We start from the raw sequence: 22,194 nt of genomic DNA, 5'->3' as shown, positions 1-22,194 counted from the left end.
ATGACGCTGGTACATCGATCCGTGCTGCTGGAGCCTACGGTGGCGGCCCTCGTGGACCCGTCCTTTGAGGCCCGACGCTGGGCGAAAAACCCGGAAATTCAGGGTTTGGTCGATGGTGTGTACGTGGATTGCACCTTTGGTCGTGGTGGTCACAGCCGCTTGTTGTTGTCACATCTGAGCCCTGAAGGGCGCCTGATTGTCATCGATAAGGATCCGCAGGCGATTGCCGTGGCTCAGGAGCTGGCGGCACAGGATAGCCGGGTCACGGTTGTACATAGTGGTTTTGGTGATCTGGCCCAGGCTCTGGACGAGCTGGACGTGGGGCCATTGCAGGGCGTCATGATGGATTTGGGCATTTCCTCGCCACAAATCGATGACGCAGAACGAGGTTTCTCTTTTATGCGCGAAGGTCCGTTGGACATGCGCATGGATACCAGCGGTGGTTTGACTGCTGAACAGTGGCTGGCCGAGGTCAGCGTGGAAGTTTTAAAGGAGGTCATTGCAGAATATGGCGAAGAACGGTTTGCTTTCCAGATTGCAAAGGCGATTGTTGATCGCCGCCAATCCCGCCCGCTACATACAACGCGTGATCTCGCCGAGCTCGTCGCCGGTGTCGTCCGCACGCGCGAAAAGGGTCAACATCCGGCAACCAGGACCTTCCAGGCTATACGGATTTACCTCAATCGTGAGCTCGAAGAGCTCGCGTACGCGCTTCCGTCAATTCTGAGTCGATTGGCGACTCGGGGCAGGCTTGCGGTGATTGCATTTCATTCGCTGGAGGACCGTATGGTCAAACAGTTCATGAACGCAGCTGCGCGTCCCGCGCAGGAACAGTCACGTCTACCTATTCTTGAAAAAGACTTGCCCCAGCCTCTGGTGCAGTCTTTGGGCAGAATCTTGCCCACCGACCAGGAGTCCAGCGACAACCCCCGAGCCCGCTCGGCGGTATTACGTGTGGTGCAACGCACCGACACCCCCATCCCTCAGGACTGGATGCGCAGCGCCAGCGAGCGTCTGCTGCAACAGGCCGCCTATAGCCGACAGCCCGCCGGCAAGCGAGGCCGCCGATGATGCGCCTGGTCATCACCCTCTCTTTGGTGTTGATGCTGTCGGCCATCTCTTTGGTGACAGCGCGCTATCAGGCGCGCGAGCTGTTTGTGCAAACGGATCGTCTGATTACCAAGGCCGGCGAGCTGGATACGGATTGGCGTCGTTTGCAACTGGAGCGGGCCGAGTTGGCTCGCAACGCCCGGGTGGATGATATCGGTCGCAACGAGTTGGGTCTGGTGCTCAGCTCCCCCGAGCGCACTCTTTATGTACAAGGTGGTCAGCTAAGTTCGACCCTGGCGCAGCCTGGAGCGCGGCCATGAAACGATACGGCTATCACGAGAACCCTGCCCTGAGCGTCCAGATCCCATTCTGGCGTTCGCGTTTGGTGTTGGTTCTTTTGTTCCTGGGTTTTGGCGCCCTGATCGTCAAGGCCTTGTACTTGCAGGGCCTGTCTACCGAATTTTTGCAGCAACAAGGCGAGCGTCGCTACGAGCGCACCCAGGTGCTGCCGCCCATGCGTGGCAAGGTGTTTGATCGCAGTGGTTCCGTGGTGCTGGCCTCCAGTGTGCCCGTCAAGGCAATCTGGGCTATTCCTGATGATGCCCGTAATGCCAAGCCCGAGCAGATTGGGCAACTGGCCAAGTTGCTGGGCATGGGCTCGTCCGATATCGAGCGCCGTTTGTCCGTCGAGGACCGCAATTTTGTTTACATCAAGCGTCAGGTGGACGTGGATGTGGCTGCCCAGATTGCTGAATTGAAAATTCCAGGCATTCACCAGCAGGAAGAAATGCGCCGCTTCTACCCAGAAGGGGAAGTAATGGCGCATGTTCTGGGCTTTACGAATATTGAAGACCAAGGCATTGAAGGTATCGAGTTGGCCTTTAATTCTGCCTTGTCCGGTACACCCGGTTCGCGTCGTGTGATTCGTGACCGTCTGGGCCGCGTGGTTGAGGACGTACGTGCCATTATCCCGCCTACTCATGGCCAGGATTTGCACCTGTCGATTGACGCAGGTCTGCAATTTGACGCCTACACTGCCCTGAAAAAGGGGATGGAAGACGTCAAAGCCAAGGCGGCGGCCGCTGTGGTCATGGATGTAAAAACCGGGGAAATTCTGGCCCTGGTGAACTTACCTACCTACAACCCCAACGACCGGGATGATCGCAAGGGGCCGGCTCTGCGTAACCGTGCCTTGACTGACACCTTCGAGCCTGGTTCCATCATGAAGCCCTTTACGGTGGGGCTGGCGCTGGATATTAACCGCATTACCACTGCCACCCTGTTCAATACGGGTAATGGTCAGTATCGCTATCAAGGCAATGTGATCAGCGATGTCAGCCGCCACAATGGCACCTTGGATGCTGCGGGGATCTTGCGTCGCTCCAGCAATATCGGCATGACCATGATTTCCGAGCTCCTGACATCTCAGGAGATGTGGAACAAGTTTACCGAGTTGGGTTTTGGCCGTTCTCCGCAGGCCGACTTCCCCGGTATTGCCAGCGGGCGACTACGCCCGTGGGAACGCTGGCGTCCTATCGAGCGCGCCACCATGTCCTATGGTTATGGCCTGTCGGTTTCCCTGCTGCAAATTGCCCACGCCTATACGGCGTTTGCGCGTAATGGCGATATGGTTTCCATGACCTTGCTCAAACGCGAGGGCAAGCCTGCCAGTGTTCAGGTTTACACCCCTAAAGTGGCTGCCGAACTGCGCGCCATGCTGGAGGCTGCAGCAGGCCCTGCCGGTGCCCGGCTGGCCCAGGTGCAAGGCTATCGCGTCGCAGGCAAGAGCGGTACGGCCCGCAAGATTGTAGATGGTCGTTATAGCAAATCCCTGTACCGCGGCTCTTTTGTAGGCTTCGCACCCGTTTCCGATCCTCGCATTGTGGTGGCCGTCACGATTGACGAACCGCATAGTTCCAATTATTACGGCGGGCGTATTGCCGCGCCGGTTTTTTCAGAAATTGTGGCCCGGAGCTTGCGACGCCTAGGTGTCCAGCCCGATGCGCCCATAGATTCGCTGGTGGCTGTTGGCCCCGGTGCGGAGAATGTACGATGAACGCCGCAGCAATACTGGAGTGGCTGGCGCAGCATGTAGCGCCTACGGCTAATCTGTGTTTGGATTCTCGCCAGATCAAGGCGGGTGATGCGTTTTTTGCCTGCCTCGGCCATCAAGGTGATGGCCGTGAGTACGAAACTCAGGCTGTGCGGCAAGGTGCGGTTGCGATTGTGCGTGAGCAAGGCGATCAGACCGTTGATCCTGGTGTGCCTGTTTTGCAGGTTCGCAATCTGGGGGCCTTGCTGGGTGAAGTCGCTCATGAATGGTGGGGCCGCCCCTCCGAGGAAATGACGGTTGTGGCTGTAACCGGCACCAATGGCAAAACCTCCACGGTCCAGTGGGTGGCCTCGGCGCTGAATCATTCCCAAGTGCCTTGCGGCACGATTGGTACGCTGGGTGTGACCTTGCCCGATGGTTCCAATCTGGGTGGCGTGTTGACGACCCCGGATGTGCTGACTGTCCACCGCAGTCTGGCTGCGATTCGCGCTCAAGGTGGGAATGCCGTGGCGCTGGAAGCCTCGTCGATTGGTTTGGAGCAGGGTCGCCTGGATGGTGTCCGTATTGATATTGCCGGGTTCACCAACCTGACACATGATCATCTGGACTATCACCACAGCATGCAAGAGTACAAACAGGCCAAGCTGCGCTTGTTTAGCTGGCCCGGTCTGCGTAGTGCTGTTGTCAATGCAGATGATGAAACCGGCCGTGAATTGATGCAGGCCGGTCTGGCCGCTCGTGTGATTTCTTATTCCATGAGCCAGCCCGAGGTGGATCTGCTGGCGCAGGACGTGCATACCGGTGCTGATGGTCAGGTATTTAATCTGGTTACTGCTCACGGCACTGCTCAAATTCTGACCCACCTGTTGGGCGAGCATAATGTGGCTAACCTCTTGCTGGTGGCCGGTGTGCTGCAAGAGGTGGGTTGGCCGGTCTCCAAGATTGCCCGCATCATGGACAAGTTGGAGTCCGTTCCTGGTCGTTTGCAGATTGTAACGCCCAAGAGTACGGCGGGTCGCCAGCCTTTGCCGTTGGTGGTGGTGGATTACGCCCATACGGCGGATGCGCTGGAGCGCGCCTTGCAGGCGCTGCGTGAAGTGGCCAGTGTGCGGGGCGGCAAGCTGATTTGCGTATTTGGTTGTGGCGGTAACCGCGACACCAGCAAACGCCCCATCATGGGTGAAATAGCCGCTCGTCTGGCTGACAGCGTCCTGGTCACGACCGACAACCCGCGTTTTGAAGATCCCGCCGATATCATTCGTCAGATTGTGGCCGGTATGCCTGAAGCGCCTGCGGTACAACTGGATCGCGCCCGCGCCATTCTGTCTTCAATCTGGGCGGCCAGTCCTGACGATATTGTGCTGCTGGCTGGCAAGGGGCATGAAACCTACCAGGAAGTGCAGGGCGAACGCTCTGTGTTTGATGACGGCGACTGGGCCAAAGCGGCCTTGCTGTGGTTGCGTGGCGTGCGTTTGAGCACCGACTCTCGCAGCTTGGCCAAAGGTGATGTGTTCCTGGCTTTGAGTGGCGAGCAGTTCGATGGTCACCGCTATTTGGAAACAGCCAAAGAGCAGGGTGCTGTTGCCGCCATCGTGGCTCAGCGTGATGCCCAGGTAGAGCTGCCACAGATTGTGCTGGGCGATACACGTCGTGCCTTGATGACCTTGGCTACCGAATGGCGTTCGCGCTTTGACATTCCCGTCATCGGCGTGACGGGCAGCAATGGCAAGACCACGACCAAGGAAATGATTGCGGCTATCTTGCGCGCCTGGCTGGGCGAAGCGCAAAGTCTGGCAACTCGCGGCAATTTGAACAACGATCTGGGTGTGCCTCTGTCCATTTTGCGCTTGAGTGCCGAGCACAAGGCCGCCGTTCTGGAAATGGGCATGAACCATCCCGGCGAAATTGCCGTGCTGGCGTCCATGGCTCGCCCCACGATTGCACTGATCAATAACGCACAGCGTGAACACCAGGAGTTCATGCACAGTGTGGAAGCGGTGGCTCGTGAAAACGGTGCTGTCATTGATGCGCTGCCTCTAGATGGCGCGCTGGTCATTCCAGATGACGATGCGTTCAGTGCCATGTGGGTTGAACAGGCCGGTCAGCGTTCCGTGTTGCGTTTTGGCCTGAGTGGTCAGGAAACGGTGTTTGCAGCCGATATGTTTGTCGAGCCGGCCCAAACCCGTTTTGTGCTGCACGTAGCAAGCCAGTCCTCCGCCTTGATCTTGAGCAGCCCTGGCATTCATAACCTGCGTAATGCCTTGGCTGCTGCCGCTTGCGCCCATGCCGCCGGTGCTCCTTTGAGCGCGATTGTGCAAGGTCTGGAGAGTTTTCGTCCTGTTTCGGGACGGATGCAGCCCAAGCAGTTGTCTTCTGGTTACCAACTGATTGATGACACTTACAACGCCAACCCGGATTCGGTTCGTGCCGCGATTGATGTGCTGGCACAACTGAAAGGTCGCAAGGTGCTGGTGCTGGGCAATATGGCCGAAATCGGTGACAACAGTTCTGAATTGCACGCGGAAGTTGGCGCCTACGCCAAAGAGCGCGGTATGGATGAATTGCTGACCCTGGGTGGCGATGCCAGCCATGCTGCTCAGGCTTTTGGTGCACGTGCGCATCAGTTTGAGACGCTGGAAGACATGGTGGTCTACTTGTTGGCTTTGGAGCCGTCCCACGTGTTGATCAAGGGGTCGCGCAGTGCTCGTATGGAGCGCGTGGTTGCTGCCCTGGAAAGCCATTTCTCCCATAACGAAGGGGCCACTCATGCTTCTTGAATTGGCACGCTGGCTATCGGACGATCATATTCGCGCCTTTGGGGTGTTTGAGTACATCACCCTGCGTGCTATTTTGGCCAGCGCCACCGCGCTGGCGATTGGCTTGTTGGCAGGTCCCTGGGTTATTCGCAAGCTGACCGAACTGAAGATCGGTCAGGCTGTACGCGCTTATGGTCCTGAATCGCATCTGCAAAAGAATGGCACCCCCACCATGGGCGGTGTCCTGATCCTGATCTCCATCGGTATCAGTACCTTGTTGTGGGCAGATTGGACCAACCGCTTTGTGTGGGTTGTTCTGCTGGTGACGTTCGGTTTCGGCTGGATTGGTTGGGCTGACGACTACAAGAAAGTCGTCAATCGTGACCCCGAAGGCATGTCCTCGCGTCAGAAATTTTTCTGGCAAGCCTTGATCGGTATCGTTGCGGCCGTGTACCTGAGCTTTGCCGTTTCGGTGCCTGCCAATACTGAGCTGTGGCCCTTGTTCAAAGAGTGGGTCTTGAGCGGCTTCACCATGCCCCTGCCTACGCAGGCTGACCTGATCGTGCCGTTCTTCAAGTCCGTCAGCTACCCGCTGGGTGTGCTGGGCTTTGTGGTATTGACCTGGGCAGTGATTGTTGGCTCCAGCAACGCCGTCAACCTGACGGACGGCCTGGACGGTCTGGCCATCATGCCTACCGTGCTGGTGGGCGCTGCCCTGGGCATTTTTGCCTACGTGGTTGGCCGGGTCGACTACTCCAAATACCTCTTGTTCCCTTATATCCCCGGCGCGGGCGAGCTGATGGTGATCTGTGCGGCCATCGCGGGTGCGGGCCTGGCCTTTCTGTGGTTTAACGCGTATCCCGCGCAGGTATTCATGGGCGATGTAGGCGCTCTGGCTCTGGGTGGCGCGCTGGGCACGATCGCGGTGATCGTACGTCAGGAAATCGTGCTGTTCATTATGGGTGGCGTGTTTGTGGTGGAAACCTTGTCGGTGATGTTGCAGGTGACCTGGTTCAAGTACACCAAGAAACGCTACGGGCAAGGCAGACGGATATTTCGTATGGCGCCGCTGCATCATCACTTTGAAGTCAGCGGCTGGAAAGAAACCCAGGTGGTGGTTCGCTTCTGGATCATCACCATGATGCTGGTCATGATTGGCCTGTCTACATTGAAACTGCGATGAATGCCTTGAGTTTTCCTTCGATCCGTAAAGACGGTCTCATGCTTATCCTAGGGTTAGGCGAGACAGGCTTTGCTGCGGCTCGTTGGTCTTTGGCTCAGGGGGCCAGCATTCGTTTGGTAGATACGCGCGAAAATGTGCAGGGTCTGGACAAGCTCCAGGCTCTGAGCAGCTCGGCTCTGGATGTGCGTTTGGGGCAGGACGCTGTGCAAGTCGATAGCCTGAACGACGTACACACTGTGGTGATCAGCCCCGGTTTGTCGCCTGTGGATCCTGTTTTGGCTGGTTTTTTAGCTCAGGCACGCGATCGTGGAATCGAAATCATTGGCGAGATCGAGCTGTTCGCCCGTGCCCTGAAAGACCTGGCCGACCAAGGTCACGAAAGCCGCGTAGTGGCTATTACGGGTACCAATGGCAAGACGACGGTCACCGCCATGACGCGCCATTTGCTGGAGCAGGCCGGTGTCGCTGCGCTGGCTGTGGGCAATATCAGCCCTGCAGCACTGACTGCCTTGTGCGACGCTCTGGAAAATAATGCCTTGCCTCAGGTCTGGGTACTGGAACTGTCCAGCTTTCAACTGGATAGCACTTTTAGCTTGCGGGTGGATGCCGGCGTTGTACTGAATATTTCGCAGGATCATCTGGACTGGCACGGCGGCATGGATGCTTATATCCAGTCCAAGCAACGTATGTATGGCATGTGCGATGTGGCCTTGGTCAATCGCGATGATCCCGCCGTTATGGCCATGATCCCCGATGCCAGCCGGGAGTCGGTCCGTAGCTTCGGTCTGGATAAACCCGCTTTGTTGGGTGATACCGGCTTGGTGACGGATGGTGGCATGCAGTGGTTGGTGGCCAGTGAGCCTACTGATTTTGAGCTGCCCACCTCGGGCCTCAAAAAGCGTAATGCGCCTGTTGAGCCGGCCGTGCGCGTCAAGGGGGGGGTGAAACGCTTGATGCCCGTCGAGGCATTACAGATCAAAGGACGCCACAACGCGTTGAACGCACAAGCTGCGCTGTTGCTGGCCCGCTGCCTGGGGCTGGGTTGGGCTGAGTTGCTCAATGGCCTGCGCACCTATCAAGGCGAGCCGCACCGTGTAGAACTGATTCGTGTACTCGATGGCGTTCAGTATCTGGACGATAGCAAAGGCACCAATGTCGGCGCGACTGTCGCGGCCTTGCGCGGCTTTGATCAGCGCGTCTGGCTGATTGCCGGTGGTTTGGGCAAGGGCCAGGATTTTGAGCCGCTGGCTGTGGCTGCTGCCCAGAACGTGGCTGAGGCTTTTCTGATTGGGCAGGACGCCAAGCAGATTGCCGCTGTTCTAGCAGCACACGATGTCCGCCATCGTTTTTGCGATGGTCTGGAAGCCGCGGTGCAAGCAGCCGCCGAGCAGGCGCGTTCGGGCGATGTGGTCTTGTTGTCGCCGGCCTGCGCCAGCATGGATATGTTCAAAAGCTATCACCACCGTGGCATGTGCTTTGTCGCTGCCGTAACGGAGATGGCCCTGGATAGAGGAGAGCTGGCATGAGTCTGTTTGCTGAGCTGACCTCAGGTGTCAATGCGGTACGTCCGGGACGCACGGCATTGCCTGCGTTCGATCGTCCCTTGCTGACTGCCACTTTGATGCTGACTCTGTTCGGTTTGCTGATGGTGTATTCAGCTTCGATCGCTTTGGCAGACGGGCCGCGTTATGAAAGCTATGGCCGTTATTACTTTGTGATACGACACGCCTTGTTCATCGTAGTGGGTGTGGTGCTGGCCATGTTTACGGCTACGATCCCCTTGCGTGTGTGGCAGAAGTTGGCTGTGCCCGTGTTTGTACTGGCTATTTTCCTGTTAATGGTTGTTTTGATCCCCGGAATTGGCCGGGAAGTGAACGGCGCACGCCGCTGGCTTCCATTGGGCATCATCAATTTCCAGCCCTCGGAGCTGATGAAAGTCGCCATGGTGCTGTATGCCGCTGACTACACGGTGCGCAAGCAGCAGCATCTGCATGCTTTTGTACGGGGTTTCCTGCCGATGGCGGTGGCCTTGGGCTTGGTCGGTGTTCTGCTGTTGATGGAGCCCGATTTGGGCGCCTTCATGGTCATTGTGGCGATTGCGGTAGGCATTCTGTTTATTGGTGGCATTAACGGAAAATTGTTCTCCGCCTTGCTGGGGATCATGGTCAGCAGCTTTCTTTTACTGATCTGGCTCTCGCCTTGGCGTCGTGAGCGTTTGTTTGTGTATCTGGACCCCTGGAATCCCGACAATGCCTATGGCAGTGCCTATCAATTGTCGCACTCGCTGATTGCTCTGGGTCGGGGTGAATGGTTTGGCGTGGGCTTGGGCTCCAGCGTGGAAAAACTGCATTACCTTCCTGAGGCCCATACCGACTTTATCGTTGCGGTCATTGGCGAGGAACTGGGCTTTGTGGGTGTTGCAGCCTTGGTTCTGACCTTTGGGTTTGTTATCTGGCGCGGCTTCAATATTGGTCGTCAAGCCTGCGCCATGGATCGTTTGTTCAGCGGTGTGGTGGCTCAAGGTGTCGTGCTTTGGTTTGGCGTACAGGCCTTTATCAATATTGGCGTCGTGTTGGGACTGTTGCCAACCAAGGGTCTGACACTGCCTTTGGTCAGTTATGGTGGTTCGGGCATTGTGATGAATCTGGTGGCTTTTGCCTTGTTACTGCGGGTTGATTTTGAGAACCGGCAAATGATGCGAGGTAAACGCACATGAGCACTCCAACCATCCTGATCATGGCAGGCGGTACAGGCGGGCACATCATGCCCGGACTGGCCGTGGCTGAAGCCATGCAGCAACGCGGCTGGAACGTGTTGTGGTTAGGTCATCCCGAGCGCATGGAAGGTAGCTTGGTCCCTCAGCATGGGATTAAAATGCTGCCTCTGCGATTTTCCGGATTACGGGGCAAGGGCGTGAAGGCATTGCTCTCTTTACCCTTTACCTTGATCAGTGCCTGCTGGCAGGCACACCGTTGCTTGCAGCAAGCCAAGCCTGATGTGGTGCTGGGGATGGGTGGTTATGTCGCCTTCCCGGGTGGCCTGATGGCTTTTGTGTCGCGCCGTCCTTTGATTGTGCACGAGCAAAATGCGGTGGCTGGTACGGCGAATCGCTACTTGGCCAAAATGGCGACCAGTGTGTTGACCGGGTTTCCGGGTGCCTTGCCTGGCGCTGTAACCGTGGGCAACCCTGTGCGCGATGCCTTCGTAGGCCAGGGTCCCGCTGCCGAGCGTTATGCCAAGCGTAGCGGACCACTGCGTATTCTGGTGGTAGGCGGTAGCCTGGGGGCGGCCGCACTGAACAAGGTGGTGCCTGAAGCCATGGCGCTGATCCCTGCCGAGCAGCGTCCGCATGTGACGCATCAGTCGGGCCAGCAGCATCTGGACAGTTTGCAGCAAAGCTATGCAGACAATCAGGTACAGGCTGACTGCAAGGCCTTTATAGGCGATATGGCGCAGGCCATGAAAGAGGCCGATCTACTGATTTGTCGTGCCGGTGCCATGACGGTAGCCGAAGTGGCGGCGATCGGCGTAGCAGCCCTGTTTGTGCCTTTGCCACATGCTATTGACGATCACCAGACAGCCAATGCCCGTTACCTGAGCGAATGCTCGGGGGCGTGGCTCAAGAAACAATCGGAGTTGACGGCTCAGTGGCTTGCACAGTGGTTGCAAGACCTGAACCGTGAAGAATTAAGTCGTGTGGCCAGCCACGCGCAAGAACATGCACAGTTGAATGCCACGCAGCAGATTGCCGAAGCATGTCAGCAGGCGGCAAGGAGGGTGGAATGAAACACCGCATTCAACATATTCATTTTGTAGGGATTGGCGGCTCGGGCATGAGCGGCATTGCTGAAGTCATGCTGAACCTGGGCTTTGCCATCAGTGGCTCGGATATTCAGGAAACGGCAGTAACGCGTCGCCTGGAGCAGCTCGGTGCCCGTATTGTTATCGGTCACAAGGCGGAAAACGTCGCTGGCATGGGCGCTATCGTCACTTCCACCGCCATTGCGGGCGATAACCCTGAAGTGCTGGCCGCGCGCGCTGCCCGTATCCCGGTGGTGCCACGCGCCCTGATGCTGGCCGAGCTGATGCGTTTGAAGCGCGGCATTGCCGTGGCCGGCACGCACGGCAAGACCACCACCACCAGTCTGGTCGCCAGCCTGCTGGGCGCTGCTGACCTGGACCCCACCTTTGTGATCGGTGGCCGTTTGAATTCGGCCGGTGCCAATGCCCGCTTGGGGCAGGGCGATTACATCGTGGTCGAAGCGGATGAGTCCGACGCTTCTTTCCTGAATTTGCTGCCGGTGATGGCCATCATCACCAATATCGACGTAGACCATATGGACACCTATGGTCATGACGTTGCCCGGCTGAAAAGTGCGTTCATCGACTTCACACATCGCTTGCCGTTTTACGGTAGCGCCATCGTGTGCAACGACGATGCGAATGTGCGCGAAATCATTCCTTTTGTATCGCGCCCTGTCACCACTTACGGTATTGATACCGATGCCCAGGTTCGTGCAATCAACATTGAAAGCCGTGGTACCACCATGTGTTTTGATGTGCAGCGCAAAGGGGCAACAGGCGATCTCCCGCTGCTGTCCGTGTGCCTGAATCTGCCCGGAAAACACAATGTACTCAATGCCTTGGCCGCCATTGCGGTTGCCACTGAGCTGGGTGTCAGTGACGAGGTCATCGCGCGTGGTCTGAAAGAGTTTACCGGCGTGGGTCGCCGCTTCTCCATGGTGGGAGACTTCCCGGTCTCGACCGAGCATGGCGGTGGCACGTTTACCGTTGTTGACGATTATGGTCACCATCCTGTCGAAATGGCTGCTACCTTGGCGGCCGCACGGGGTGCTTGGCCTGATCGCCGCATCGTGCTGGCATTCCAGCCACACCGCTACACGCGTACCCGTGATTGCTTTGAAGATTTCGTGCAGGTACTTAGCCAGGCCGACGCGGTCCTCCTTGGAGAGGTCTATCCCGCCGGCGAGGCTCCCCTTGTGGCCGCCGATGGCCGTGCCTTGAGTCGCGCAGTGCGTGTGCTCGGCAAGGTCGAACCCATTTTCGTGGCCGAAATCAGCGATATGGCACAAGCCGTTCTGGACTTTGTCCGTGACGGCGATGTGGTGTTGGTAATGGGTGCAGGGTCCATCAGCCGGATTCCTGCTCAATTGGGAGAAATGGCATGACAGCGGATTTTGGTCGGGTCGGCGTGTTGTACGGCGGCAAGTCCGCCGAACGGGAAGTGTCCTTGATGTCTGGCGCAGGCGTGCATGATGCCTTGTGCAGCATGGGTGTGGATGCGCATTTGTTCGATATGGGCGAGAAAGGACTGACCGAACTGGCGCAGGCCGGATTTGACCGCGTGTTTATTGCTTTGCATGGTCGTTACGGCGAAGACGGCACTTTGCAGGGAGCCCTGGAGTGGATGGGCATCCCTTACACCGGTAGCGGGGTGATGGCCTCGGGCCTGGCCATGGACAAGATCATGACCAAGCATGTCTGGCAACACCTGGGCTTGCCAACCCCTGGCTTTGCGCAGTTGGATCATGTCAGCCAGGTTGCCGCTGCCGTGGAACGTCTGGGCGTGCCCCTGATCATGAAGCCGCCCCATGAAGGCTCTACCGTGGGTGTGGTGCGTGTGGATCGCGCCGAAGAAGCCGTTGCCGCCTTTGAAACCGCCATGCATTACGACACAGTCGTGCTGGCTGAGCAATTCATTCGGGGTCGTGAGCTGACAGTGCCCATCATTGGTGTGGGCGCTCAGGCACGCGCCTTGCCCGTGATCGACATTGTGGCTCCGCAAGGCAATTACGACTTTGAACACAAGTACTACTCGGACGAAACCCAATACTTCTGTCCTGCTGATCTGTCGCCTGAACTGACGGCGCATATTCAGGATTTGTCGGTCCGTGCGTTTAATGCACTGGGCTGCGAAGGCTGGGGCCGTGCCGATTTCATGCTGGACGAGCAGAACCGCCCCTGGCTGCTGGAGATGAACACCTCTCCAGGCATGACCAGCCACTCTTTGGTACCCATGGCGGCCAAAGCGGAGGGCATTAGCTACGCCCAGTTGTGCGTGAACATTTTGGCAACGGCGCGCTGCAAAGTGCAGGCCATTGCCCGCAGCCTATAGAGCGTGGAGCCAGAGTCATGTTTTCCGATGCCCGTCTGACCAACCTGATCGCCAATACGCTGGCTTTGCTAGCGGTATCGGCATTGGTGATCGGTGTTGTGGTTTGGGCGGTACGTCGTCCGTACTTCAATATCGAGCGCATTCAGATCGAGTCCTCGCAAGGTGAGCGTCTGGCCTACGTTACTCCTGAAGGGGTGAAAGCCACGATTGCCGGCCGGTTGCAGGGGAATTTCTTTACGGTAGACCTGGATCAGTCTCGCGCCTTGGTTGAAACGGCCCCTTGGGTGCGACGTGCGCAAATTCGCCGCGTCTGGCCCAACAGCCTGTCGGTACGGATTGAGGAGCAGCAGCCACTGGCGTATTGGAACGAAGACGAAATGATCAACACCTGGGGTGAGTCATTTTCGGCCAATAAAGCGGTCGTGCCCGATGACGTGGATTTGCCCCAGTTAAGTGGCCCTCCGAATTCGGAGCGTCTGGTGGTGCAACGGTATGCCGAGCTGGCACGCTGGTTTGGTCCTCTGGATGTGCAGGTTCGTGAAGTGACCTTGAGCCCGCGCTATGCCTGGGATGTGGTTTTGTCTAACGGTGTGCAGTTGAGCCTGGGGCGTGACCCGGCGGCTGATATCGCCGACCCGCATGGTCGTAAAGGGGCCTTGCCCTTTGCGGTTCGTGTTGAACGATTTGTGCAGGCCTGGCCTGCCTTGATGCAACGGCTTGGCGACCGTGCTTTGCAAAGTGCCGATTTACGTTACCCGAATGGCTTTGCGATAACGCTGGCTCCGGTTTCATCTACCCCTGTGAAGTAAAGAATATATGACTCGTGACATCAAAGACCTGATCGTTGCATTGGACATCGGCACCAGCAAAGTGGTTGCGGTGGTGGCTGAAGTGCTGCCGGAAGGCCGGTTTGAAGTGCTTGGTCTGGGCCAGCATGAATCCCAGGGCATGCGCAAAGGGGTGGTCGTCAATATCGAGACGACAGTCAACTCCATCCAGCGCGCTTTGGAAGAGGCAGAGTTGATGGCCGATTGCAAGATCCGTGAGGTCTACACCGGCATTGCAGGCAGCCACATTACCAGTTTCAACTCCAGCGGCATGGTGGCGGTGAAAGACAAGGAAGTCACGGCGACCGATGTGGCGCGCGTGATCGAAACGGCCAAGGCGGTGAACATCCCCACCGATCAGCAGGTGCTGCACGTGTTGACGCAGGAATTCATCGTGGACTCGCAAGAGGACATTCGCGAACCCATCGGCATGAGCGGTCTGCGCCTGGAAGTGCGGGTACACATTGTGACTGGTGCGGTCAGCGCGGCGCAGAACATTGTCAAATGCGTGCGTCGCTGCGGTCTGGAAGTGCAGGACCTGATTTTGCAGCCTCTGGCCTCCAGCCTGTCCTGCCTGACGGCGGACGAGAAAGAGCTGGGGGTGGTGCTGGTGGATATTGGTGGTGGCACCACCGATATTGCCATCTACACCGGCGGCGCGATTCGTCATACTGATGTGATCCCGATTGCGGGCGACCAGATCACCAGCGACATCGCCGCCATGTTGCGCACCCCCACGCCGGATGCGGAAGAGATCAAGCTGCGCTTTGGTGTGGCCAAGCAATCGTTGGCTCATCAGGAAGAAATGATTGAGGTGCCTGGTCTGGGTGATCGCCCCAACCGGCAGGTCAAGCGTCAGGCTTTGGGCGCGGTGATCGAGCCGCGTGTGGAAGAGCTGTTTACCTTTGTGCAGCAAAGCCTGCGTGAGTCGGGTTACGAAGATTTGTTGTCCTCGGGCGTGGTGCTGACCGGTGGTACGGCCATGTTGCCAGGCATTGTGGAGCTGGCCGAGGACGTATTCCTGAAACCTGTACGTATTGCCGTGCCCAGCTACGAAGGCAGTCTGGCTGACGTGATGCGCAACCCGCGTTTTTCGACGGTGATGGGGCTGTTGACCGAAGCGCGCCTGCAAAGTGCTCGCGGTCGCAAAGTGGCCCAGCAAAAAGGCAGTGTCAAAGGCCTGATGGCACGTATGAAGGAATGGTTCATGAATTAAGGGCGTTGCAATACGCTCAGGTCGGGCAGCCCAAAAAGGCGGTCCAGGAGGCAGTTCAAACCGGGTGCGAACCCCTTGGTTGGCAGATGTTTTGAGCTGATTCCAAATTTCAGTTGTATCGGGGAAGTACGTAGGAACTTGACTAATTAAGTGTTTGAGTGGGAGTCAATCATGATGAACTTTGAAATGTTAGATACCAGCGGTAGCGGCACGGTCATTAAGGTCGTGGGTGTGGGCGGCGCAGGCGGCAACGCGGTGATGCATATGATCAACTCTGGTGTTCAGGGTGTTGATTTCATTTGCGCCAATACTGATTCGCAGGCTCTGGCCAGCAGCGATGCACCTATCCAGATCCGTCTGGGCCGCAGCGGTCTGGGCGCCGGTGCCAAGCCTGACCAAGGTCGTGCAGCCGCTGAAACCGCTCGTGAAGAAATTCGCGCCGCACTGAACGGTGCCAATATGGTGTTTATCACGGCCGGTATGGGCGGTGGCACCGGTACGGGCGCCAGCCCCGTCGTGGCTGAAGTGGCCAAGGAATTGGGCATTCTGACCGTGGGCGTGGTCACCAAACCTTTCTCCTTTGAAGGCAACCGTCGTTTGCGCATGGCCGAAGAAGGGATCGAGGAGCTGAGCAAGCATGTTCACTCCCTGATTGTTGTATTGAACGAAAACTTGTACGACTTGATGGATGAGGACGCCACGCAGTCCGATTGCTTCAAGGCCGCTGACGATGTCTTGCACAATGCCTGCGCCGGTATTGCCGAGATCATCAATGTTGAAGGTAACGTGAACGTCGACTTTGAAGACGTGAAAACCATTATGGGCGAGCAAGGTCAGGCCATGATGGGTACGGCAGTGGCTTCCGGCTCGAACCGCGCTCGTGAAGCGGCCGAGCGTGCCATCGCTTGCCCCTTGCTGGAAGGTGTGGATCTGCACGGCGCCCGTGGCATGCTGGTGAACATTACGTCCTCCTCGTCCCTGAAGATGCGTGAAACGCGCGAAATCATGGACACAATTCGTGGCTACGCTGCAGAAGACGCCACTGTTATCTTTGGTACCGCTTACGACGAATCCATGGGCGACAGCCTGCGTGTTACGGTTGTGGCTACCGGCCTGGGTCGTAAACAAGCGCGCCCACAGTTGGTACAAAACAACGAAGAAGTGTTACGTACAGGCACCGATAACATGCCTGTCATCGGCGCGGATTACGACAATGCCGACGTGCCTGCCGTTATTCGCAACCCACGCAGCCAGGCTTCGGCCCAGGTGCGCGCGTTGGAGACTGCCGGTATGGATCACTTCGATATTCCGGCGTTTTTGCGCAAGCAGGCTGATTAAAAATCAGGTTCGGCGATTACCCGAGTCGCCAATTTGATTTCTCCCACGACTCCTCCTGAGCGTTCGCGCTCAGGAGGCGTAAGTGCTTTGTCGTGCTGGTGTTGGATGCTTGGCAATGACGCAGGTTTGGAAAAAGCCTATAGTGGATAACCCGTATTACGGTTACAATAGTCTTTGCGAACAACACTTTACAAATACAAGAACAGCTATGCTTCGTCAGCGCACCATCAAAAATGTCATCAGTACCAAAGGAGTCGGCTTGCACTCTGGTCGTCGTGTCGAATTGACGCTACGCCCTGCTGCGCCTGACACGGGTATTGTGTTTCACCGTATCGATCTGCCCGAAATTGTGGATTTACCCGCACAGGCAGACAAGGTCGGTGGTACGCGCATGGCGTCGGTGCTGATCAAGGATAATGTTCGGGTTTCAACCGTAGAGCATTTGATGTCGGCCATTGCCGGTCTGGGCATCGATAATCTGCACGTAGACCTGACGGCTGAAGAAGTACCCATCATGGATGGCAGTGCCGGTACGTTTGTGTACTTGTTGCGCTCGGCAGGCTTGCAAGAGCAGGAAGCTGCCAAGAAGTTTTTGCGTGTCCTCAAGCCCATCGAAGTCTCAGAAGGCGAGGGGCAGGACATTAAATGGGCTCGTCTGGAGCCCTATGAAGGCTTTGCCCTTCAGTTTTCCATCGATTTTCACCACCCGGCCATTGATGCAACGGCCAATTTTGCCGAGGTGGATTTTGCGCATGACTCGTACGTGAAGACCATTTCGCGTGCGCGCACCTTCGGGTTCGCCAGCGAAGTAGAAGCTTTGCGTGCGGCCGGTCTGGCCCGTGGTGGCAGTTTGGACAATGCCATTGTCATGGACGAGTACCGCGTCCTGAACAGCGACGGTCTGCGTTACGAGGACGAGTTCGTCAAGCACAAGATTTTGGATGCCATTGGCGACTTGTACCTGATTGGCCACCCCCTGATTGCGCGCTATGTGGCGTGCAAATCCGGCCATGGTTTGAACAACCAGTTGGCGCGCGCCTTGCTCGCCGCCCAGGATAGCTGGGAACTGGTGACTTTCGAGTCTGCTGCCAGTGCACCCCATGCATTTTCCAGCGAGTGGAAATTCGCTTGATACGCGCCTAGGGCTTCGGTCTTGGTGCTGTGTTTAGCCGCGATGATGACGCAACAAGCGTTCGATGGCTTGCGCCAAGGGACCTTGCGGCAATGAGTCATGCAGCTTTTCAAATGATTCCAAGGCCCGTTCATCCAGGACTTGTACCTGGCGGGCGGGCTTTTCTGTCACGCTTGCAAACAAATGGGCTTGCACGTGAACCAGTGCCTCGTTAATGTTCCAGCCAGCGGCATTCATCTGCCGTGTGACAGTGGGCAAAAGCTGGCGCAGCTTGGCCGCATGCGCCGCGCTGGGAACTGCCAGCGTCAATTGCTGTCTGTCTATACGGGCTACTTTACAAGCCTTGCCCAAAGCAGGTGGCAAGGCTTTGCTTACATGGGTCTGAGCCGCCATCAGCTGCCGGGCCATTTCCAGTACCTGGGAACCTTGCTGGTCGCTGGCCAGCCAACCCAAAGCGTGGCTTTGCCCGCTACTGCGTTTTGGCGCGGATGAGGAAAAAGGGGGCTTCCAGGACATGTTCGAGGTTATACGATAGTGGATCAACATAAAGACTATACGTCCTTAGATGCCAAAGCCAAAGGGGTGCGCCGTACGGTGATCGCTCTGGTGGCTTTGGTGTCGCTGGGCGTTTCCGCAGCGGCGGGAGCTCTGGTGCAGTCGCACTGGGGGGACCGCGGCGGTGCGTCGCTGGATACGGATATGGCCCAGAGCCAGGCCGCCGCGATGCAGGACAACGTGACCCGCCTGGCTGAAAAAGTCGGCGGTTTGCAGGCCAAACTGATCGAGATGGACGGTGTCAGCAAACGTGTGGCCAAGGCTGCCGGGATCGAGTATACCGATCCGGAGCTGGCCGGTGCCATGCCCGTGCAGGATCTGGCCGTCATGGACAGCATGGATGGGGCCGACCTGGTTTGGAGCGCCGATCGTCTGGGTGAACAACTGGATAATCTGGCCAAACAGATGTCCGAGCAACAGGACTGGTTCCAGATGCTGGATACGGTGCTGACCGAGCGTACCGGCAACGAAGCCCGTCTGCCCAATTACCGTCCGGTGGATTATGCCGAGGTGGCGTCCTCCTTTGGCTGGCGTCGTCACCCGATTTCGGGCCGCCATGCCTTGCACGAGGGGCTGGACTTCCCGGCTCCCAAGGGCACGCCTATTTACGCGGCCTCCGGTGGCGTGGTGTCCGAAGCCCGTTACATGACAGGCTATGGCAAGCTGGTGGAAATCAATCATGGCAATGGCATGAGCACGCGATACGCCCATGCGTCATCAATCGTTGTTAAATTAGGCGATGTAGTAGAAAAAGGGCAGTTGATTGCCCGTGTCGGGTCGACCGGGCAGTCCACAGGCTCACACCTGCACTTTGAAGTGCGCATGGCCGGACATGCCCTGGATCCCAAGCTTTTTCTGCCGGCGCGTGAGTACGTAGAGCAGCAAGTCGCACAATTGGATTCGGACAAGTAGTTCCGTCTTGCAGCATGTGCGTTAAACTGATTGTTTGCGTGCGCATCCCTTTTAACCAGAGATAGGCTCGAGGCACAGATTCAAGCCCTTGCGGCCTCGCCTACATTGACGACACAAGAATGGTTTCATTGCTGAAAAAGCTTATTGGCAGTCGTAACGACCGACTGCTCAAACAGTACCGTAAGCAGGTCGCCCAGATTAATGCTCTTGAACCTGCCATGCAGGGTCTGAGTGACGAGGCCTTGGCAGCCAAGACGCAGGAGCTGCGCCAACGTGTTCAGGATGGCGCCTCGCTTAACTCGCTCTTGCCCGAGGCCTTTGCCGTGGTGCGTGAAGCGGGTATCCGTGTATTTGGCATGCGCCACTTTGACGTGCAGATGCTCGGTGCCATCGCCCTGCATAACGGCAAGATTTCCGAAATGCGTACGGGTGAGGGTAAGACCCTGACAGCGACGCTGGCCGTATACCTGAATGCACTGTCCGGCAAGGGCGTGCACGTGGTGACCGTCAACGATTACCTGGCACGACGCGATGCGGGCTGGATGGGCCGTCTGTACAATTTCCTGGGTCTGAGCGTGGGTGTGGTGGTTCCCCAGCAAGACAATGCCGAGAAGATTGCCGCCTACCAGGCCGATATTACCTACGGTACCAATAACGAATTTGGTTTTGACTACCTGCGCGACAATATGGAATACCGCGCCGAGGATCGCCGCCAGCGCGGTTTATCCTACGCAATTGTTGACGAAGTTGACTCCATCCTGATCGACGAAGCCCGTACACCGCTGATCATCTCCGGCCAGGCCGAAGACAATACCGAGCTGTATGTGCGCATGAACGTGGTCCCGCCCATGCTGACCCGCATGACGCAAGAGCCTCGTCCGCACGAGCCCGAGCCTGAAGGCGACTTCTGGGTCGATGAAAAGGGCCAGCAGGTTCATATCTCCGAAGCCGGTCACGAGCGTGCCGAACAAGTGCTGACCGAAATCGGCCTGTTGCCCGAAGGCGAATCGCTGTACGAGCCGCGCCACATTTCTCTGATGCACCATTTGATGGTCGCGCTGCGCGCCCACAACCTGTTCTTCCGCGATCAGCAATACGTGGTTCAAGACGGTGAAGTGGTGATTGTGGACGAATTCACGGGCCGCTTGATGGCCGGTCGCCGCTGGTCCGATGGCTTGCATCAGGCCGTGGAAGCCAAGGAAGGCGTTCGTATTCAGAACGAAAACCAGACACTGGCGTCGATTACCTTCCAGAACTACTTCCGTATGTATGACAAGCTGGCTGGCATGACCGGTACAGCCGATACGGAGGCCTACGAGTTCCAGGAAATCTACAGCCTTGAAACCGTCATCATTCCACCGAATCGTCCGCTGGCTCGCAAGGACCAGAACGACCAGGTGTTCAAGACCGATGACGAGAAGTTCAACGCCATTCTGAAAGACATCCAGGACTGCCACGAACGTGGTCAGCCTGTTTTGGTGGGCACCACCAGTATCGAAAACTCCGAGCTGATCTCCACCCGTCTGAACGCCGCGGGTGTCAAGCACGAGGTATTGAACGCCAAGCAACACGCCCGTGAAGCCGATATCGTGGCTGAAGCCGGTATGCCGGGTCATGTCACCATCGCTACCAATATGGCCGGTCGTGGTACGGATATTGTGTTGGGCGGCAGCATCGAACGAGCGATTTCTCAGGTGCGTGAAGACGAATCCCTGAGCGCCGAGCAGAAAGAAGCCAAGATTCAGGCTATCCGCGCTGCGTGGGAGCCCTTGAATCAGCAGGTCAAGCAGGCGGGTGGTTTGCGCATTATTGGTACCGAGCGTCACGAATCCCGCCGTATCGACAACCAACTGCGTGGTCGTGCCGGTCGTCAGGGTGACCCAGGTTCCTCGCGCTTTTACCTGTCGCTGGAAGATTCGCTGATGCGCATCTTCGCCGGTGACCGGGTGCGCGCCATCATGGAGCGTCTGCGTTTGCCGGAAGGCGAGCCTATCGAAGCCCGCATGGTGACCCGTTCCATCGAGTCTGCCCAGCGCAAGGTCGAGGCCCGCAACTTCGATATTCGTAAACAACTGCTGCAGTACGACGATGTGGCCAATGATCAGCGCAAGGTGATCTACGCCCAGCGTAACGAAGTGCTGGAGTCGGCTGATATTACCGACACCATCAGCAGCTTGCGCGAAGCCGCTGTCAGCCGTCTGTTCCGTGAATACGTGCCACAAGACACGATGGAAGAGCAATGGGATATCCCTGGCCTGACCACTGCTTTGCAAAGTACCTTCCAGATTGAGCTGCCTTTGGCTGAAATGCTGGAGAAAGAATCCAATCTGACTGACGATGATTTGCATGATCGCGTTATCGAGGAGTCTCAGCGTCTGTTGCAAGCCAAGATTGACCAAGTGGGTCAACCTAACTGGGGCAACTTTGAGCGTTCTGTACTCTTGCAGTCCATCGATACGCAATGGCGTGGCCATTTGCAGGCTCTGGATCACCTGCGTCAGGGTATTCATCTGCGTGGTTACGCCCAGAAAGACCCCAAACAGGAATACAAGCGCGAAGCTTTCGAGTTGTTCTCCGACATGCTGGATCGTGTGCGTGATGAGGTGGTCAAAGTGTTGATGACCGTGCGTATTCAAACACCGGAGCAAATCGAGGAAGCCGCTGTTGAGGCTCCAGCCAACTCCAATGTTCGTTTCCATCATTCGGACTACGATGCTGCCCTAAGCGGTGAGGATCCCGGTCTGGATGAAGCAGCCAAGGGTGAAGTGCCACGCGTGGGCCGTAACGATCCTTGCCCATGCGGTAGCGGCAAGAAATACAAGCAGTGCCATGGACGTTTGAGCTGATTCTGACTCAAGTTGTCCAGCCTGCAAGCTGTTAGCAGCAAGCCCCATGCGACTCCGGTTCATGGGGTTTTTTCATGCTTGTCCGAATTGCATTGAAAGCTGCTTGATCGTCTTGAGGGGCCAGGACAGTTCCTGGTGGTTTTTCCCTGTAAGCTACAGGGCGCTGCGCTATGATCAGGCGGCTGTTTAT

The 22,194-nt window shown here is 57.2% G+C and carries 17 protein-coding genes; 16 read left to right on the top strand and 1 reads right to left on the bottom strand.

Annotated elements, in window-relative coordinates; all coding sequences use genetic code 11:
* The 14 genes from rsmH to lpxC all read left to right on the top strand — a co-directional run bounded on the left by rsmH (position 1) and on the right by lpxC (position 17,691).
* Positions 1-1,071, top strand: coding sequence for a 16S rRNA (cytosine(1402)-N(4))-methyltransferase RsmH (gene rsmH, locus ACDI13_RS06565; protein WP_316988700.1), 1,071 nt, complete (start codon positions 1-3; stop codon positions 1,069-1,071).
* Positions 1,068-1,370: a cell division protein FtsL gene (gene ftsL, locus ACDI13_RS06560; protein ID WP_316988701.1), complete on the top strand. Its 303-nt coding sequence runs from the start codon at positions 1,068-1,070 to the stop codon at positions 1,368-1,370. The genes rsmH and ftsL overlap by 4 nt, the downstream gene beginning before the upstream one ends.
* On the top strand, positions 1,367-3,106 hold the full coding sequence (locus ACDI13_RS06555; protein ID WP_316988702.1) for a penicillin-binding protein 2: 1,740 nt from the start codon (positions 1,367-1,369) through the stop codon (positions 3,104-3,106). The genes ftsL and ACDI13_RS06555 overlap by 4 nt, the downstream gene beginning before the upstream one ends.
* Entirely contained in the window at positions 3,103-5,880 is a 2,778-nt protein-coding gene (gene murF, locus ACDI13_RS06550) for a bifunctional UDP-N-acetylmuramoyl-L-alanyl-D-glutamate--2,6-diaminopimelate ligase MurE/UDP-N-acetylmuramoyl-tripeptide--D-alanyl-D-alanine ligase MurF (protein ID WP_316988703.1), read from the top strand. The genes ACDI13_RS06555 and murF overlap by 4 nt, the downstream gene beginning before the upstream one ends.
* Entirely contained in the window at positions 5,870-7,042 is a 1,173-nt protein-coding gene (gene mraY, locus ACDI13_RS06545; protein WP_316988704.1) for a phospho-N-acetylmuramoyl-pentapeptide-transferase, read from the top strand. The genes murF and mraY overlap by 11 nt, the downstream gene beginning before the upstream one ends.
* The gene (gene murD / locus ACDI13_RS06540; protein ID WP_316988705.1) at positions 7,039-8,568 is read left to right on the top strand and encodes a UDP-N-acetylmuramoyl-L-alanine--D-glutamate ligase; all 1,530 of its coding nucleotides are present in this window, start codon (positions 7,039-7,041) and stop codon (positions 8,566-8,568) included. The genes mraY and murD overlap by 4 nt, the downstream gene beginning before the upstream one ends.
* Positions 8,565-9,758: a putative lipid II flippase FtsW gene (ftsW, locus tag ACDI13_RS06535; protein ID WP_316988706.1), complete on the top strand. Its 1,194-nt coding sequence runs from the start codon at positions 8,565-8,567 to the stop codon at positions 9,756-9,758. The genes murD and ftsW overlap by 4 nt, the downstream gene beginning before the upstream one ends.
* Positions 9,755-10,828: an undecaprenyldiphospho-muramoylpentapeptide beta-N-acetylglucosaminyltransferase gene (gene murG / locus ACDI13_RS06530; protein WP_316988707.1), complete on the top strand. Its 1,074-nt coding sequence runs from the start codon at positions 9,755-9,757 to the stop codon at positions 10,826-10,828. The genes ftsW and murG overlap by 4 nt, the downstream gene beginning before the upstream one ends.
* The gene (gene murC / locus ACDI13_RS06525) at positions 10,825-12,231 is read left to right on the top strand and encodes a UDP-N-acetylmuramate--L-alanine ligase (protein ID WP_316988708.1); all 1,407 of its coding nucleotides are present in this window, start codon (positions 10,825-10,827) and stop codon (positions 12,229-12,231) included. The genes murG and murC overlap by 4 nt, the downstream gene beginning before the upstream one ends.
* Positions 12,228-13,178: a D-alanine--D-alanine ligase gene (locus tag ACDI13_RS06520; protein WP_316988709.1), complete on the top strand. Its 951-nt coding sequence runs from the start codon at positions 12,228-12,230 to the stop codon at positions 13,176-13,178. Before murC ends, ACDI13_RS06520 begins: the two co-directional genes overlap by 4 nt.
* A 17-nt stretch (positions 13,179-13,195) precedes the next feature.
* Positions 13,196-13,987 (top strand): cell division protein FtsQ/DivIB, encoded by a 792-nt coding sequence (locus tag ACDI13_RS06515; protein WP_125277037.1) that lies wholly within the window; start codon positions 13,196-13,198, stop codon positions 13,985-13,987.
* Between the two features lie 7 nt (positions 13,988-13,994).
* Positions 13,995-15,221: a cell division protein FtsA gene (ftsA, locus tag ACDI13_RS06510; protein ID WP_316988710.1), complete on the top strand. Its 1,227-nt coding sequence runs from the start codon at positions 13,995-13,997 to the stop codon at positions 15,219-15,221.
* Positions 15,222-15,392: 171 nt separating this feature from the next.
* Complete coding sequence (gene ftsZ, locus ACDI13_RS06505) at positions 15,393-16,559, top strand: cell division protein FtsZ (protein ID WP_316988711.1); 1,167 nt, start codon at positions 15,393-15,395, stop codon at positions 16,557-16,559.
* Between the two features lie 208 nt (positions 16,560-16,767).
* Entirely contained in the window at positions 16,768-17,691 is a 924-nt protein-coding gene (gene lpxC, locus ACDI13_RS06500; protein WP_026485180.1) for a UDP-3-O-acyl-N-acetylglucosamine deacetylase, read from the top strand.
* A gap of 33 nt (positions 17,692-17,724) precedes the next feature.
* Here lpxC and ACDI13_RS06495 read toward each other — a convergent pair whose 3' ends face one another.
* Positions 17,725-18,207, bottom strand: coding sequence for a DciA family protein (locus tag ACDI13_RS06495; RefSeq protein WP_316988712.1), 483 nt, complete (start codon positions 18,205-18,207; stop codon positions 17,725-17,727).
* 18 nt (positions 18,208-18,225) lie between these two features.
* Here ACDI13_RS06495 and ACDI13_RS06490 point away from each other — a divergent pair, with 18 nt between their 5' ends.
* Together ACDI13_RS06490 and secA are read left to right on the top strand one after the other, a co-directional pair.
* Positions 18,226-19,158 (top strand): M23 family metallopeptidase, encoded by a 933-nt coding sequence (locus ACDI13_RS06490; protein WP_316988713.1) that lies wholly within the window; start codon positions 18,226-18,228, stop codon positions 19,156-19,158.
* Between the two features lie 119 nt (positions 19,159-19,277).
* On the top strand, positions 19,278-22,004 hold the full coding sequence (secA, locus tag ACDI13_RS06485; RefSeq protein WP_316988714.1) for a preprotein translocase subunit SecA: 2,727 nt from the start codon (positions 19,278-19,280) through the stop codon (positions 22,002-22,004).
* Positions 22,005-22,194: the final 190 nt, after the last annotated feature.

The sequence above is a fragment of the Alcaligenes faecalis genome (genome assembly GCF_041521385.1).
Lineage (GTDB): Bacteria > Pseudomonadota > Gammaproteobacteria > Burkholderiales > Burkholderiaceae_B > Alcaligenes > Alcaligenes faecalis_E.
Note: the sequence above shows the minus strand (reverse complement) of the source record. Positions and strands in the feature narration are given on the sequence as shown.